This is a genomic window from Pseudomonas sp., assembly GCF_050739995.1.
Lineage (GTDB): Bacteria > Pseudomonadota > Gammaproteobacteria > Pseudomonadales > Pseudomonadaceae > Aquipseudomonas.
In genome coordinates this window covers 1-15,136 of the sequence record NZ_JBOICG010000790.1, presented here as the reverse complement: position 1 = coordinate 15,136, position 15,136 = coordinate 1, and the positions used below count along the sequence as shown (strand labels likewise).

13 protein-coding genes are annotated in these 15,136 nt (G+C 61.9%); 4 read left to right on the top strand and 9 right to left on the bottom strand.

Features of this window, described 5'->3' with window-relative positions:
* Both ACRESD_RS26810 and ACRESD_RS26805 read left to right on the top strand, forming a co-directional pair.
* A partial coding sequence (locus tag ACRESD_RS26810) for a DUF2868 domain-containing protein (RefSeq protein WP_431753668.1) occupies nucleotides 1-1,355 on the top strand: 1,355 nt, incomplete at its 5' end.
* Nucleotides 1,348-2,715 (top strand): GTPase/DUF3482 domain-containing protein, encoded by a 1,368-nt coding sequence (locus tag ACRESD_RS26805; RefSeq protein ID WP_431753667.1) that lies wholly within the window; start codon nucleotides 1,348-1,350, stop codon nucleotides 2,713-2,715. The genes ACRESD_RS26810 and ACRESD_RS26805, both read left to right, overlap by 8 nt.
* On the opposite strand, the gene ACRESD_RS26800 is transcribed toward ACRESD_RS26805, so the two are convergent.
* From ACRESD_RS26800 to ACRESD_RS26770, 7 genes are all read right to left on the bottom strand, one after another.
* Nucleotides 2,712-3,266 (bottom strand): phosphonate degradation HD-domain oxygenase, encoded by a 555-nt coding sequence (locus tag ACRESD_RS26800; protein ID WP_431753666.1) that lies wholly within the window; start codon nucleotides 3,264-3,266, stop codon nucleotides 2,712-2,714. The genes ACRESD_RS26805 and ACRESD_RS26800 overlap by 4 nt on opposite strands.
* Nucleotides 3,266-4,399, bottom strand: a complete 1,134-nt coding sequence (locus ACRESD_RS26795; protein WP_431753665.1) for a TIGR03364 family FAD-dependent oxidoreductase — start codon at nucleotides 4,397-4,399, stop codon at nucleotides 3,266-3,268. The genes ACRESD_RS26800 and ACRESD_RS26795 overlap by 1 nt, the downstream gene beginning before the upstream one ends.
* Nucleotides 4,400-4,524: 125 nt before the next feature.
* Nucleotides 4,525-5,547 (bottom strand): putative 2-aminoethylphosphonate ABC transporter substrate-binding protein, encoded by a 1,023-nt coding sequence (locus tag ACRESD_RS26790; protein WP_431753664.1) that lies wholly within the window; start codon nucleotides 5,545-5,547, stop codon nucleotides 4,525-4,527.
* A gap of 22 nt (nucleotides 5,548-5,569) precedes the next feature.
* Nucleotides 5,570-7,282 carry a putative 2-aminoethylphosphonate ABC transporter permease subunit gene (locus tag ACRESD_RS26785; protein ID WP_431753663.1) on the bottom strand — a complete coding sequence of 571 codons (1,713 nt, stop codon included), beginning with the start codon at nucleotides 7,280-7,282 and terminating at the stop codon, nucleotides 5,570-5,572.
* Nucleotide 7,283: 1 nt separating this feature from the next.
* Nucleotides 7,284-8,348 carry a putative 2-aminoethylphosphonate ABC transporter ATP-binding protein gene (locus ACRESD_RS26780; RefSeq protein ID WP_178920007.1) on the bottom strand — a complete coding sequence of 355 codons (1,065 nt, stop codon included), beginning with the start codon at nucleotides 8,346-8,348 and terminating at the stop codon, nucleotides 7,284-7,286.
* Between the two features lie 237 nt (nucleotides 8,349-8,585).
* A complete protein-coding gene (locus ACRESD_RS26775; protein ID WP_431753662.1) occupies nucleotides 8,586-9,449 on the bottom strand; it encodes a LysR family transcriptional regulator in 864 nt (287 codons plus the stop codon).
* Nucleotides 9,450-9,465: 16 nt separating this feature from the next.
* Nucleotides 9,466-11,754: a heavy metal translocating P-type ATPase gene (locus ACRESD_RS26770; RefSeq protein ID WP_431753661.1), complete on the bottom strand. Its 2,289-nt coding sequence runs from the start codon at nucleotides 11,752-11,754 to the stop codon at nucleotides 9,466-9,468.
* 85 nt (nucleotides 11,755-11,839) lie between these two features.
* On the opposite strand from ACRESD_RS26770, the gene cadR reads away from it, so the two are divergent.
* Nucleotides 11,840-12,289: a Cd(II)/Pb(II)-responsive transcriptional regulator gene (gene cadR / locus ACRESD_RS26765; RefSeq protein WP_431753660.1), complete on the top strand. Its 450-nt coding sequence runs from the start codon at nucleotides 11,840-11,842 to the stop codon at nucleotides 12,287-12,289.
* A gap of 143 nt (nucleotides 12,290-12,432) precedes the next feature.
* On the opposite strand, the gene ACRESD_RS26760 is transcribed toward cadR, so the two are convergent.
* Both ACRESD_RS26760 and lgt read right to left on the bottom strand, forming a co-directional pair.
* Nucleotides 12,433-13,266 carry a thymidylate synthase gene (locus ACRESD_RS26760; protein WP_431753659.1) on the bottom strand — a complete coding sequence of 278 codons (834 nt, stop codon included), beginning with the start codon at nucleotides 13,264-13,266 and terminating at the stop codon, nucleotides 12,433-12,435.
* A 63-nt stretch (nucleotides 13,267-13,329) separates the two neighbouring features.
* On the bottom strand, nucleotides 13,330-14,142 hold the full coding sequence (gene lgt / locus ACRESD_RS26755; RefSeq protein ID WP_431753658.1) for a prolipoprotein diacylglyceryl transferase: 813 nt from the start codon (nucleotides 14,140-14,142) through the stop codon (nucleotides 13,330-13,332).
* 214 nt (nucleotides 14,143-14,356) lie between these two features.
* Between lgt and ACRESD_RS26750 the strand changes: the two genes are divergently transcribed.
* Nucleotides 14,357-15,103, top strand: coding sequence for an NRDE family protein (locus ACRESD_RS26750; protein WP_431753657.1), 747 nt, complete (start codon nucleotides 14,357-14,359; stop codon nucleotides 15,101-15,103).
* Nucleotides 15,104-15,136 lie beyond the last annotated feature (33 nt).

Below are 15,136 nucleotides of genomic sequence, written 5' to 3'. Positions count from 1 at the left end.
AACTCTGGCTGACAGAAACCGTGCGCCTGCGTGAAGAACACGCCGGTCTCCTGGAAGACCTGGAAGCCAACCGCCTGGCCCGCACGGCCGGTGGCGACCTGCCGACGCGCATCCAGCAGCGCGCCCTGCACCTGGCAGAGCGCGATGGCTTGACCGCCGCCCTCACCCGCTGGCTGCAAGGTGCCCGCCTGGCCTTGGTGTTGCTGGCTATCGTGGCGATCATCAGTGGCGCCGGTCTGGCCTTTGCCGCGCTGGGAAACGGGTTGACGCCGGTCAACGTGTTCTGGGCCTTGGGCAGCCTGCTCGGGTTGAACCTGATCCTGTTGATCAGTTGGGCCTTGGGCCTGCTGTTTGCCGGTGAGCACGGTGCCAGCCTTGGACGCTTATGGTTGTGGCTCAGCGAAAAGCTCGCCCGCGACGCCAAGGCCGCACAGTTGGCGCCGGCGCTGTTGTTATTGCTACAACGGCAGAAACTCAATCGCTGGGCGGTCGGCATATTGGTCAACAGCCTGTGGCTACTCGCCTTGCTCAGTGCCATGGCGATCCTGCTGACGCTGCTCGCCACCCGCCGCTACGGTTTTGTGTGGGAAACCACCATCCTTGGCGCCGACACCTTCGTCACCGTCACCCAGGCCCTCGGCACCTTGCCAGCACTGCTGGGCTTCAATGTGCCCACCGTCGAGATGATCCGCGCCAGCGGTGACTCCGCCCTGAATATCGAAAGCGCTCGCCAGGCCTGGGCCGCGTGGTTGGTCGGCGTGTTACTGGTCTACGGTCTGCTGCCACGATTGATCCTCGCCCTGCTGTGCCTCTGGCGCTGGAAACGCGGGCGCGCCGCCTTGCGCCTGGACCTCAACCTGCCCGGCTACAGCCAGTTGCGCGAACGCCTGATGCCTAGCAGCGAACGGCTCGGGGTCAATGACGCCGCGCCCGAACAGTTGCACCACGTCAGCGGCGGCGCCAGCGAATTGGAAAGCGACGGTGCCCTGCTGGTAGCCATCGAGCTGGACGAACAACACCCGTGGCCGCCCAAGTTGCCCGCCAGCGTAAAGAACGCCGGCATCCTCGACAGTCGCGAGTCGCGCCACAAACTGCTGGAACAACACACTCGCTTCCCACCCGCGCGCCTGGCCATCGCCTGCGACCCACGGCGCTCGCCGGATCGCGGCAGCCTGGCGCTGATCGCCGAACTGGCGCGCAGCGCTACCGCCACCCGCGTCTGGCTGCTGCAAGCGCCGCCCGGCCAGGCGCTGGATGCCGAACGCCTGGGTGACTGGCACACCGCACTGCAACAGCTTGATCTAGCATTCGCCGACTGCGCGCCGCTGAATTGGCTGGAGACCGGTCATGACTAAACCTCTGAAACTCGCCGTGGTCGGCCACACCAACGTTGGCAAGACTTCGTTGCTGCGTACACTGACCCGTGATGTGGGCTTCGGCGAAGTCTCCCATCGCCCGAGCACCACGCGGCATGTCGAAGGCGCACGCCTGTCGGTGGACGGTGAGCCCTTGCTGGAGCTGTACGACACACCCGGCCTGGAAGATGCCATCGCCCTGCTCGACTACCTGGAACGCCTGGATCGCCCCGGTGAACGCCTCGACGGTCCTGCGCGCCTGATGCGCTTTCTGGAAGGCAGCGAAGCACGCCAGCGTTTCGAACAGGAAGCCAAAGTGTTGCGCCAACTGCTGGCCTCGGACGCCGGTTTGTATGTGATCGACGCTCGCGAACCGGTGCTGGCCAAGTACCGCGATGAGCTGCAAGTGCTGGCCAGTTGCGGCAAGCCGTTGCTGCCGGTGCTCAACTTTGTCAGCAGCAGCGACCACCGCGAGCCGGACTGGCGCGAAGCCCTGGCGCGTCTTGGTCTGCATGCACTGGTGCGATTCGACAGCGTGGCACCACCGGAAGATGGCGAACGGCGCCTGTATGAAAGCCTCGCCTTGCTGCTGGAAAACGCCCGCCCACAGTTGGAGCGGCTGATCCTCGACCAGGAAGCCCAGCGCCAAGCTCGCCAGCAAAGCGCAGCCCGCTTGATCGCCGACCTGTTGATCGACTGTGCCGCCTGCCGACGCAGCGTGGTCACCGAAGATGAGCAGCAAGCCATCGGCGACCTGCGCAAAGCCGTGCGCCAACGCGAACAGAAATGCGTGGAAGCCCTGCTCAAGTTGTTCGGTTTTCGCCCGCAGGATGCCGCCGCCAGCGACTTGCCACTACTGGACGGCCGCTGGGGCGATGACCTGTTCAACCCGGAAACCCTCAAGCAACTCGGCGTGCGCGTCGGCGGTGGAATTGCCGCAGGCGCGGCCGCCGGTGCCGGTGTGGATCTGTTGGTCGGCGGCCTGACCCTGGGCGCCGCCGCCCTGGCCGGCGCGATTGCCGGTGGTGCGCTGCAAACCGCGCGCAGCTATGGCAGCCGCCTGCTGGGCAAGATCAAAGGCCAGCGCGAACTGACCGTGGACGACAGCGTGCTGCGCCTGCTCGCCCTGCGCCAGCGCCAGTTGCTCAAGGCCTTGAACCTGCGTGGTCACGCGGCGATGCACAGCATCAAGGTCGACACACCCCAGGACAAAACCTGGCGCGAAGGCAAGTTGCCGGACGCATTGCACAAGGCCCGCGCCCATCCGCAATGGTCGTCCCTCAACCCCCACGCCAAACTCAGCCAGGCCGAGCGCCAGGAACAGGTCGAGGCCCTGGCTCTGCGCCTGGACGAAACCTAAGCCGCCAGCACCTGCCGCGCCTTGGCCTTGAGCACTTCAAGGTCGAGCACCGGCACGTGCATTTCCTTGGCCTGTTCGTCCCAGTGACGCAGGCGCAGACTGACCTGGCAGAGCGGGTCTTGTTCAAAAGCCTGGGCTTCTTCTGGCGTCATGACGCCCCCCTGATACCCCAGAGTACGGCGGCTGGCTTCACTTAGACGGGCGTAATAGTCCGGCTGACTGAAAGTCAGGTAACGCTTGGCTTGCACGTGATACTCCACCAACTTAGCCATGCGCTCGCTGAACCCTGCGCGGCGCAAATAATCCGCCCCCAGTCGCTCGTGGCTGACCACGCCATAACCGCCCATGTTTTCGCCGCCCTGCCCGCAGATGTGCCCGATGTCGTGGAAAAACGCCGCCAACACCACTTCATCATCAAAACCTTCGGCCATGGCCAACTGCGCAGCCTGGGACATGTGCTCGATCTGCGACACTGGCTCGCCGATGTAATCCGCCGTGCCATGCTGCTCGTACAGGCCGAAGACTTCGGCAATCACCTGCTCCCGATTCATCACAGCGCGCCCCACAATGCGCTGATATTGCGCTCGGCCATCGCCGGCCCGACGCTCATGCCCACGCCGGTGTGCATCAACGCCGCGCTCACCCCCGGCGCCGCACGCAAGAACGAGAACGGCCCCGGCCCTCGTGAGCCGTAGACACCTTGCCAGCGCTCCACCACCTGGATCTTGCAACCCAAGGTCTGTTCAGCCAGCTCGATCATCCAATCATCGACCTGCTCGGCATTGAATGGCGAGGCATCGCTGCCGTAATCGTGGGAATCGCCGATGATCAGCTCGCCATGGGGCGTTGGGCTGATCAGCAGGTGAATACCGTGTTCATGCAGGTAAGGCGCTTCACGCAGGATCTGCGCCTGCACCGGCGCCGCTTCGGGCAAATCGGCAAAGGCGCCGTAGTGCACGCAGCTGAGGCCCGTGAGCAAAGCGTGTTGCAGGTTCAGGTTCACCGCCGGCCGCGCGCGAAGCATTTGCAGGCGGCAGATGCTTGGATTGAGTTCGGCGATCGATTCGGCCAGCAGGGTTTGGTAGTCATGGCCGGAGCACACGATGATCTGCTCGCCGCGAAAGCTCCCTGCCGTGGTGTGCACCTGGCCGGGTTCAACATCGCGCACCAAGGTGGAGAAATGAAACTCCACCTTCAGTTCTTGAGCCAGGTAGTTGATCAGCGCCGGAATCGCTTCACGGGAATACAACTGTTGATCGTCCTTGCCGTGCAGCGCGGCGCGGTGATGGCGGAACTGGCCGCCATACAGATCCTTCATCGCCGCGCCTTGCAGCAGCTCGACGTTATAGGCGTGTGCCTGGGCACGGCCAGCACAGAAGGCTTCCAGCAGATGTTCTTCAGCCTCGGTACGGGCGAACAGATAGGAGCCGTTGCGCTTGAGCTGCAGCCCGGCCACCTGGGCCCAGTGACCCCAGATGGCACGGCTTTCTCGTGCCAGGTCGAGCATCGGCCCCGGCGGTTGCCCGGTGACCAGGGCCTGGCCGAAGTTGCGCACCGAGGCACCGAGCGGTGTGGCGCTACGCTCGAACACCTTGACCTTGAGGCCGCGTTTGGCGGCGGCATAGGCATGGGACAGGCCGAGAATGCCGGCGCCGACAATTAGCAGATCGGTGTGGTGTGTCATGCAGTGATGTCCTGAATTCGAGACCGCTATCGGGGGCAAGCCCCCTCCCACACTTAACTGTGTTCACAAATCTAAATGTGGGAGGGGGCTTGCCCCCGATGAGGCCATCAGCCCTAACGAAAACCTTACTGACCGGCAACCTTCTCCGACTTCCCGTCATAGCGCTTGCGCCATTCAGTCAGGATGCTGTCGCGGTTTTTCGAGGCCCAGGCAAAGTCGTTCTTGATCAACCGCTGCTCATAGTCAGCCGGCAATTCGGTCTGCGGCTTGGCAATGCCCGGTTGGGCGAGGACGGCAAAGTTGTCCTTGTACAGTTCCATCGCAGCAGGGCTGGCGGAGAAGTCGGCGAGCTTCTTCGCGGCGTCCGCATGAGCAGTGCCTTTGATCACAGCAGTCGCTTCAATGTCCCAGCCCAGGCCTTCTTTCGGCAGGATGATGTCCAGCGGCGCACCTTGACGCTTCAATTGCACGGCTGGGTACTCAAAGGAAATGCCGATCGGGAATTCACCCGAGGCCGCCAGCTTGCATGGCTTGGAACCGGAGTGAACATACTGGCCGATGTTCTGGTGCAGATCGTCCATGTACTGCCAGCCTTGCTTCTCGCCGTAGGTTTGCAGCCAGGCGCTCACATCCAGGAAACCCGTGCCGGAGGACGCCGGGTTCGGCATCACGATCTTGCCCTTGTATTCAGGCTTGGTCAGGTCTTGCCAGCTCACCGGCTTGGTCAGGCCCTGCTTTTCGGCTTCGACGGTGTTGAAGCAGATGGTCGCGGCCCACACGTCCATGCCAACCCAGGCGGGCGGATTGGCGGGGTCGCGGTAGTTCTTGCCGATCTTGTCCAGGTCCTTCGGCGCGTAGTTATCCAACATGCCCTGCTGGTCCAGGATCGCCAGGCTGGAAGCCGCCAAGCCCCAGACGGCATCGGCTTGCGGGCGGTCTTTCTCGGCCAGAAGCTTGGCGGTGATGATCCCGGTGGAGTCGCGGACCCACTTGATCTCAATGTCGGGGTTGGCCTTTTCGAACGCTTGCTTATAGGACTTCAACTGCTCGGCTTCGAGGGCCGTGTACACGGTGAGGTCAGTCTTGGCGAAGGCATTCAGGCTGAATGCAGTGAGTACGCCAGCGACCAGCGCCAGGGGCTTGAACATGGAACACCTCCTTCAAGGATGATTATTGTCCGGGCGCGGTCTGGCGCCAGGCTTGGGAACGGCGCAAGGCGCCACGTGAGGCCCACGCCAGCAGCAGCGAGACACCGGCCGAAGTGAACAGGATCAGGGTCGACATCGCCGCCGCGCCGCCCACGTTGCCGGCGTCGTCCATGTTCAACACGGCAACGGCGGCGAGAATGGTGTCGGGGCTGTAGAGGAAGATCGCGGCCGACACGGTGGTCATCGCCGACACAAACAAGTAGCGCACGATGTCCAGCAGCGCCGGCAGGCAGATCGGCACTGTCACGCGCAGATAGTGGCGGTACAGCGGTGCCTTGAGCGACAGCGCGGCGGCTTCGAACTCGGCGTCCAACTGACGCAGGGCCGTGGTCGCGGTCATCTGGGCGGTGGTCAGATAGTGCGCAATCGTGCACACCACCAGTAACGTCATGGTCCCGTAGAACACATGCAGCGGGTTGCCGTTGAGGTTGAAAAAGAACACGTAGCCCAAGCCCAGCACCAGCCCCGGCACGGCCATCGGCACGAAGCTGAGCATGCGCAGTGCCAGGTTCAGGCCTTTCTGGCCCCGGGTCTTTTCCATCAGGTACGCGCCAGTGAAGATCAGCACGCTGCCGATCAACGCCGTGCACAGCGCCATGGTCAGGCTGTTGCGATAGGCCAGCCAGCCACCGCCGGCCGTGTCTTCGAACTGGTAGTGATTGAGTGACAGCGACAGGTTGTACGGCCAGAACTTCACCAACGAGGAATACACGGCCATGCCGAACACCAGCAGCAATACCGCGCAGATCAACACCACGATGGCCAGGTAGCAGTTGTCCCGCAAACGCGATGGCGCCGGTTGGAAGACCTGGGCGCGACCGCTCATGGAGTCGCCATGACGGCGACGCAGCCAGGCATCGACCCCAAAGCTGAACAGCGCCGGCAACAGCAACACCATGCCGATCAACGCGCCGCGACCGAACTGCTGCTGGCCGACCACCGCCTTGTAGGCTTCCAGCGCCAGCACTTGGTAATCCCCACCGACGACAACGGGCACACCGAAGTCGGTGATGGTCAGGGTGAACACCAAGCAAAACGCAGCGAATACAGCCTGGCGCGTGGCTGGCCAGGTAATGCTGCGAAATGCCCGAGAGGGGCTGGCGCCCATGCTGGACGCAGCATCGAACAAACGCGCATCCGCCAGGGACAGCGCCGACAGCAAAATCATCAGAGCATGTGGGAAGGTGTAGATCACCTCGCCCAGCACAATGCCCCAAAAGCCGTAGATGTTGTCCGAGAGCAACCCGCGCAACATGCCCTGGTTGCCGAACAGGTAGACCAATGCAATGCCCGGCAACATCGACGGCGCCATCAATGGCAACAGCGACATGCCGCGCCAAATGGCTTTGCCGGGAATCAGCGTGCGTTGCAGAGCGTAGGCAAACAGATAAGCCAGCGGTACGACGATGGCTGCTACGCTGAGGGAAACTTTCAGGCTATTGCCCAGCAACCAGTGGAAGTTGTCGCTGGTCACCAGTTCCCGCGCGGCGACTAAGCCACCGCCCTGCCCGGCTTCGCTGCTGAAACCACGCCAAAAGATCGCCAGCAACGGTAGCAATACCGCCACGCCCAACAGTAAGAGCCACAGCAGTTTGCCGCCGACCACAAAAATACGATCGCCCAGTTCGGCACGGGACACTTGGCGGGCTATCGGCAGCGTCATCACAGCGGCCATCTCAGGCAAACACCTGCAGGCTACGCGGCGGCAAGGCCACCCAAATGTCCTGGGCCCCCAGGCGCGGCATGGCTTCGGGCGCCAGCTCGGCCAGCAGCGGGTGGCCCGGCAGTTGCTCCAGCTCGAAGCTCATGCGGCAGCGGTTGCCGAGGAAGGTGATCTCACGGACCTTGGCCGGGAACAGGTTCTCTTCATGCACCGGTGGGTTGACGCTGATCGCTTCCGGGCGGCAGAACAGACGGCCGGACTTGGCCACGCCGGCATCGTCGGCCAGGCGCATGTTCATCCCGCCAACCTGAGCGTGGCTGGCACTGTTACGGCTGAACGGCAACCAGTTGCCTTGGCCGACGAACTCCGCCACGAACGGCGTGGCCGGGCGGTCGTAGATTTCCTGGGGCGTGGCGTATTGCTCAACCTTGCCGTTGTTCATCACGGCAATGCGGTCGGCCATCAACATGGCTTCATCCTGGTTGTGAGTGACCATCAACGTGGTGATGCCCAGGCGCCGTTGCAGTTGACGCAGCTCGGTACACAGATGCTCGCGCACGCGGGCATCGAGGGCTGACATCGGCTCATCCAGCAACAGCAGCGAAGGTGCCGGCGCCAGTGCTCGTGCGAGGGCAACACGTTGCTGTTGACCACCGGACAGTTGGCCCGGGTATTTCTTTTCGCTGCCCACCAGCCCCACCAACTCCAGCATCTGGCCGACACGCTTGCGCACCTCATCGCGACCGCTACCGGTGAGGCCATAGCCGATATTCGCTTCGACGGTCAGGTTGGGGAACAGCGCGTAGGACTGAAACAAAATCCCGTAGTCCCGCGCCTGGGGCGGCAGCAGAGACACATCGCGGTTACCCAGGCGCAATTCACCGCTGTCCTGGCGCTCCAGGCCGGCGATGCAGCGCAGCAAGGTGGTCTTGCCGCAACCAGACGGGCCGAGCAGGCACACCAGCTCGCCGGCGGCGACGTCCAGGGACACGTTGTCCAGCGCAGTAAAGGCGCCGAAGCGCTTCTGGATACCGCGCACCGTCATGGGCGCGCCGGGGTTGGTCAGGGCTGTGTTCATGGAAGGCACCTCATCAAACTGATGAAGGCCATGCTAGGCGGGCAATGCGTACCTCTTGTGGCAGAAAGGCAAAACGCAGCGATAGTGGTATTGGTGGATTTGTGTAGGACTTCAGTAGTGTACTGTCGGGACGGGCCTCATCGCAGGCAAGCCAGCTCTCACATTTTGATTTGTGAACACAGTCAGATGTGGGAGCTGGCTTGCCTGCGATGACGATTCAAAGGCCAAAACAGAACCTCAAATTGGCGACATCTCCTGCGCCAACCCAAGAAAAGCAGCCGGCAACCGTGCGCCCTTTCTTTCCTTGAGGCAGTACAAATACTCGGGAATCTGCGGCGCGTTCTCGATGGTCAGCACACGCAATTGCGGGTCATGGGGCACTTCCTGGCGGGCAATGATGCTGATGCCGATGTTGCGCAGCACCGCCTCGCGGATCGATTCCCGGCTGCCGATTTCCAGCAGAGGGCCATAACTCACGCCCGCGCCTTGCAACATGTCTTCCGTCAGGCGCCGCGTAGTCGAACCCGCTTCGCGCATCAGCAAGGTATGCCCGGCCAACGCCGTCAGCGGCACGTGATCCTGCGCCGCCAGCGGGTGATTACGATGCACCGCCAGCACCAACGGGTCAGTGCCGAGCACGCGACGGATCAACCGCGGGTCTTCCAACAGTTGGGAGGAAGCCGCGACGTCGACGCGGTAATCATCCAGCGCTTCAAGCACCTGTTGGGAGTTGCCGATTTCCACCGACACCTCCACCTGCGGCAGGCGCTCGCGAAAGGCTTTGACCAGATCAAGGATGTAATACGGCGCCGTCGCGGCGATGCGCAGAGCGCCCTGGACCTGGCCGTTGTTACGCAGGAAAAACTCGATGTCCGCTTCCTGCTGCAACAGCGCCTTGACCATCGGCAGCAGGCGCGCGCCTTCGTCGCTGACGGTAAGCCGGCGCCCGCCACGATAGAACAGCTCAACGCCGTATTGGCTTTCCAGGTTTCGAATCTGGGTGGTGACGGTGGGCTGGCTCAGGCCGAGTTTTTTCGCCGCCTGGGTAATGCTGCCCAGGCGGGCGACCATGAAAAACGCCTTTAACTCGGCACTCAGCACACCACCCTCTCATTGTCTATTTGCGCAACAGGCGCAGACCATTGAATACCACCAGCAAGCTCACGCCCATGTCGGCAAACACCGCCATCCACATGGTGGCCATGCCCAGGAAGGTGACCGCGAGGAAGATCGCCTTGATCACCAGCGCCAGGGCGATGTTCTGCTTGAGGATACTCGACGTTTGCCGCGACAGACGAATGAATGCCGGAATCTTGCGCAAATCATCGTCCATCAACGCCACGTCGGCGGTCTCGATGGCCGTGTCGGTGCCCGCAGCCGCCATGGCAAAGCCGATCTCCGCGCGAGCCAGGGCCGGGGCGTCGTTGATGCCGTCACCGACCATCCCCACGCGGTGGCCTTGGCCGTAGAGGGTTTCGATGGCATTGAGCTTGTCGGTAGGCAGCAGATCGCCCTTGGCTTGGTCGATGCCAACCTGGGTGCCAATCGCCTGGGCGGTGTGGGTGTTGTCACCGGTGAGCATCAGGGTCTTGATGCCCAGGTCGTGCAGTTGCTGGATGGCTTCGCGGCTGCTGTCCTTTACGGTGTCGGCCACGGCGAACAGCGCCAGCGGGCCGGATTTGTCGAGCAACAGCACCACGGACTTGCCTTGTTTTTCCAGGGCGAAGAGTTTTTCTTCCAGGGCCGGCGAACACAGGCCGAGGTCTTCCACCAAGCGGTGATTGCCCAGGTGATAGGTTTCCCCATTGATATCGCCACGCACACCGCGACCGGCCAGGGCCTCGAAGTTATCCACAGCGTGCATGGGCAGGTTCTTATCCACAGCCGCATTGGCGATGGCCAGGGACACCGGATGGTCGGAACGCCCAGCCAAACTGGCGGCCAGGGCCGGCGCGCTGTCCGCGACATTGGGGAACAGCGCCAGGTAGTCGGTTTGCACCGGTTTGCCATGGGTGATGGTGCCGGTCTTGTCCAGCGCCAGGTAATCAAGCTTGTAACCGCCCTCCAGGTACACGCCGCCCTTGATCAGGATGCCTTTGCGCGCAGCCGCCGCCAGGCCGCTGACGATGGTCACTGGCGTGGAGATCACCAAGGCGCATGGGCAGGCAACCACCAGCAACACCAGGGCGCGGTAGATCCAGTCAAACCAGACGCCCGCCATGAACAGCGGCGGGATGATCGCCACACCCAGGGCAAACAGGAACACGGCTGGGGTGTAGATCTTCGAGAAGCTGTCGACAAAACGCTGTGTCGGCGCTCGCGCGCCCTGAGCCTGTTCCACGGCGTGAATGATCCGCGCCAGGGTGGAGTTGTTGGCGGCGGCGGTGACTTTGTATTCCAGGGAGCCGGCCTGGTTGATCGTGCCGGCGAAGACTTTATCACCCACGGTCTTTTCAATCGGCAGGCTTTCACCGGTGATCGGCGCTTGGTCGATGGTGGACTGGCCGGCGGTGACTTCACCGTCCAAGCCGATACGCTCGCCAGGTTTTACCCGGACGATAGCGCCAATTTCGATACTTTTAACTTCTTTTTCCAACCAGGAACCGTCGGCCTGCTGCACCGTGGCCTGCTCCGGCGTCATCTGCATCAAGCCACTGATGGCGTTGCGGGCACGGTCCAGGGATTTGGCTTCGATCAACTCGGCCACGGTGAACAGGAACATCACCATCGCCGCTTCCGGCCACTGGCCAATCAGCACGGCGCCAGTCACGGCGATGCTCATCAGCGCGTTGATGTTCAAGTTCAGGTTCTTGAGCGCGATCCAGCCTTTTTTATAGGTGGTGAGGCCACCGCTGAGGATCGACACTAACGCCACCAAGGCAATCACCCACGTGGGGGCGACGCCGGTGAAGTGCAGAACTTCGGCGCCCAGCGCACCGACACCGGATACCGCCAATGGCCACCAGTGCTTCTTGGCGGGAGGTGCGGCGGCAGGCGTGCCCTCTTCAATCGGGTCGGCCTGCATACCCAGGGACTTGATCGCCTCAATGATCGGCGCAGTACTCGGCAGGTCATGGGTGACGCCAAGGATGCGGTTGATCAAGTTGAATTCCAGTTGCTGCACACCTGCGAGCTTACCCAGTTTGTTCTGGATCAGCGTCTGCTCGGTGGGGCAGTCCATCGCTTCGATGCGGAAAGTGCTCAAGCGCGAACCGGCGGTGGGTGCTTCACTCAACGTGACCACCGCAGGCGCAGCTTTGCTGGAGCAGCAGGAGCCGCCATGGCTGGCGTGATCATGTGGCTTGACGGGCGTCAGTTTGGCGCCGTGGTCGTGATTATGATCATGGTCATGGTCATGATCGTGCTTGTGACCGTGCTTATTCGGGGTGTGGATGGAATCGCTCATTCTGTCGCGTCCGTAGAGGTGCCTGTTGCCAAGTAAAGACCCTGTAGCCACTATAGGGTCAAGCACCCATTTGGAGATTGCTGCAATGAAGATCGGCGAACTGGCCAAACTGACCGATTGTCAGGTGGAAACCATCCGTTACTACGAGAAGGAAGGCTTGCTGCCGCCCCCGGCACGCACCGACGCCAACTACCGCGTGTACACCCAGGCTCACACCGAACGGCTGATCTTTATCCGCAATTGCCGCAGCCTGGACATGACCCTGGAAGAAATCCGCAGCCTGCTCGGATTACGGGACAGCCCCCAGGACCAATGCGAAAGTGTGAATGCGTTAATTGACGAGCACATCCATCACGTGAAGGCGCGGATCGATGGGCTGCTGGCGTTGCAGGAGCAACTGTTGGACCTGCGCCAACGCTGCGGCGGTGGGACCGATCTGGATCAGTGCGGGATTCTGCAACGGCTGGAGGTCAGCGGGAGTGTGGCGGCCAGCGAGGCTGAGCCCTCGCATGTGGGCAGAAGCCACGGCCACTAACCCGGACTGTTAACCGAATCAAAATGTGGGAGGGGGCTTGCCCCCGATTGCAGGGTATCAACCAGCAAATATCTGACTGATACACCGCCATCGGGGGCAAGCCCCCTCCCACACAAGCCCATACCTTAAGACCGAGGCAGTCTTCAGATAGCCACGTCAGCCTTGATGCTTGGGTCGGCGTCATAACCCACGATCTCGAAATCTTCGAACTTGTAGTCGTAGATCGACGCAGGTTTGCGCTTGATCACCAGTTCCGGCAGCTTTTTCGGCGTACGTGCCAGCTGGGTGCGGATCTGTTCCATGTGGTTGCTGTAGGCGTGGGTATCGCCGGTGGTGACGATGATCTCGTGGGGGATCAGGTCGCACTGCTGGGCCAGCATATGGGTCAGCAACGCCAGGGCGGCAGTGTTGTACGGCAGGCCCAGGAATACATCGGAGCTACGGATATACAACTGCATCGACAGATGGCCGTCGTGTACGAACGCCTGGTACAGCAGGTGGCACGGCGGCAGGGCTTGCTTGCCATTGCGCGCGTTTTCCTGGGGGCTCTTGGTTTCGTCCGGGAGGTACTCGACGTTCCAGCCATGGAACAGGATGCGGCGGCTGTTGGGGTTGTTCTTCAACGTGTCGACCATGTAGTCGATCTGGTTGATCGTGCCGCCGTCCTTGGTTGGCCAGGCGGTCCACTGCTCGCCGTACACCGGGCCCAGGTCGCCATCTTCGGTGGCCCATTCGTCCCAGATACGCACGCCGTTTTCGTTGAGCCACTTGATGTTGGTGTTGCCGCTCAACATCCAGATCAGTTCATTGGCGATGCTTTTGAAATGAAGCTTCTTGGTGGTCAGCAGCGGGAAGCCGTCGGCCAAGTTATGCCGATACTGACGAGCAAACACGGCCTTGGTGCCGGTGCCGGTGCGATCGCCCTTGGTCAATCCATTGGTCACGACGTCGTTCAGCAGTTCGAGATATTGCTTCATGTTTTTACCCGTATCGTTGAAGCCGAGGCTGCCCAACCCTTCAAGCAGCCTCGGTATTCGAATTTAAAGCGCGGTGTTCTTGATGCCTTGCGGGCGATTGTAAGCCCACCACAGCAGGCCCAGGCCGGCGATGATCATCGGCAGGCTGAGAATCTGACCCATGGTCACCCAACCCCACGCCAGGTAGCCCAGCTGTGCATCCGGCACGCGGACGAACTCGACGACGAAGCGGAAGATCCCATAGAACAGCGCGAACATGCCGGAAACCGCCATGGTCGGACGGGGCTTGCGCGAGAAAATGTAGAGGATCAGGAACAGTGCCACACCTTCCAGGGCGAACTGGTAGAGCTGCGACGGATGGCGCGGCAATTGCGCCGGGTCGCTGAACGGCGGGAACACCATGGCCCATGGCACGTCGCTCGGCTTGCCCCACAACTCGGCGTTGATGAAGTTACCGATGCGCCCGGCACCCAGACCAATCGGCACGAACGGTGCGACGAAGTCCATCAACTGGAAGAACGACTTACCGTTGCGACGACCGAACCACCACGCGGCGATCATCACGCCGACAAAGCCGCCGTGGAACGCCATGCCGCCTTTCCACACTTCGAAGATCAGCGTCGGGTTGGCAATGTAAGCCGGCAGATCGTAAAACAGCACATACCCGAGGCGCCCGCCGACGATCACCCCCATCGACATCCAGAACACCATGTCGGAGAGCTTCTCCTTGGTCCAGGTCGGGTCGAAACGGTTCAGGCGCCGAGAGGCCAGCAACCAGGCACCGCCGATGCCGATCAGGTACATCAACCCGTACCAATGGATTTGCAGCGGACCGATGGCCACGGCCACCGGGTTGATCTGCGGGTAAGGCAGCATTGCGACTCCTCGTTAAATCATTAGTCATGGCGCACCGGACCATGCCGGTGTGCGATTAAGCCTGCGTTATAGCCGCTATTTCAAATTAAGAAGTTCACACGTACCGAACCGCCTGGCATGTTAACGGATGGAAGGCATGTGGCCCAACTTCGATGCGATGGAACGCCCGCCGTTGTATGCGTAGAGTGGCAAAAAACACAAAGGGGATCACCTGATGTGCCTGATCGTTTTCGCCTGGCGGCCGGGCCACGCCCAACCGCTGATCGTCGCGGCCAACCGTGATGAGTTCTACGCCCGTCCCAGCCTGCCGCTGGCCCAGTGGTCAGATGCGCCTGATATCTACGCCGGCCGCGACCAGGAAGCCGGCGGCACCTGGCTTGGGGTAAATGCCGATGGGCGCTTTGCCGCACTCACCAACATCCGCGACCCGCACCAGCCTCCGGCACGCAGGTCCCGTGGTGAACTGGTGGCGCGGTTTCTCAGTGGTTCGCTACCCATTGAGGAGTATTTAGTCGACGTTAACGGCCGTTCGATTGAATATGCCGGGTTCAACCTGTTGGTAGGCACGCGGCACGAGCTGTGGCATTACAACGCCAATCAAACCGAGCCTACGCGGCTGGGCCCTGGGGTTTATGGACTTTCCAATGCCGGGCTGGATACACCATGGCCCAAATTGCTCAAAGCCAAGGCAGCCTTGCGCGAAGTGCTGGAAGATCCGCAGCCGGAGACCCTATTGGGCATTTTGAGTGACCCACAAACCGCACCGTTTGCCGACTTGCCGGACACCGGCGTGGGGTTGGCCACGGAGAGTTTATTGTCGAGCGTGTTTATTGCCAGCCCCAGTTATGGGACGCGGGCGAGTACGGCGCTGATTGTGAATGCCGACGGCACGCGGCGGATGGTGGAGCGCAGTTTCGGGCCACACGGTGGACGGTTGGGGGAGGTAGCACTGCAGATTTAGCGGTGCCTGAACCGGCGCTATCGCAGGCAAGCC

What these genes read in the sequence shown, in the direction of transcription:
- ACRESD_RS26805 (WP_431753667.1), top strand. Translation starts at nt 1,348, where the DNA reads ATGACTAAACCTCTGAAACTCGCCGTGGTCGGCCACACCAACGTTGGC.
- ACRESD_RS26800 (WP_431753666.1), bottom strand. Translation starts at nt 3,266, where the DNA reads ATGAATCGGGAGCAGGTGATTGCCGAAGTCTTCGGCCTGTACGAGCAG.
- ACRESD_RS26795 (WP_431753665.1), bottom strand. Translation starts at nt 4,399, where the DNA reads ATGACACACCACACCGATCTGCTAATTGTCGGCGCCGGCATTCTCGGC.
- ACRESD_RS26790 (WP_431753664.1), bottom strand. Translation starts at nt 5,547, where the DNA reads ATGTTCAAGCCCCTGGCGCTGGTCGCTGGCGTACTCACTGCATTCAGC.
- ACRESD_RS26785 (WP_431753663.1), bottom strand. Translation starts at nt 7,282, where the DNA reads ATGGCCGCTGTGATGACGCTGCCGATAGCCCGCCAAGTGTCCCGTGCC.
- ACRESD_RS26780 (WP_178920007.1), bottom strand. Translation starts at nt 8,348, where the DNA reads ATGAACACAGCCCTGACCAACCCCGGCGCGCCCATGACGGTGCGCGGT.
- ACRESD_RS26770 (WP_431753661.1), bottom strand. Translation starts at nt 11,754, where the DNA reads ATGAGCGATTCCATCCACACCCCGAATAAGCACGGTCACAAGCACGAT.
- cadR (WP_431753660.1), top strand. Translation starts at nt 11,840, where the DNA reads ATGAAGATCGGCGAACTGGCCAAACTGACCGATTGTCAGGTGGAAACC.
- ACRESD_RS26760 (WP_431753659.1), bottom strand. Translation starts at nt 13,266, where the DNA reads ATGAAGCAATATCTCGAACTGCTGAACGACGTCGTGACCAATGGATTG.
- lgt (WP_431753658.1), bottom strand. Translation starts at nt 14,142, where the DNA reads ATGCTGCCTTACCCGCAGATCAACCCGGTGGCCGTGGCCATCGGTCCG.
- ACRESD_RS26750 (WP_431753657.1), top strand. Translation starts at nt 14,357, where the DNA reads ATGTGCCTGATCGTTTTCGCCTGGCGGCCGGGCCACGCCCAACCGCTG.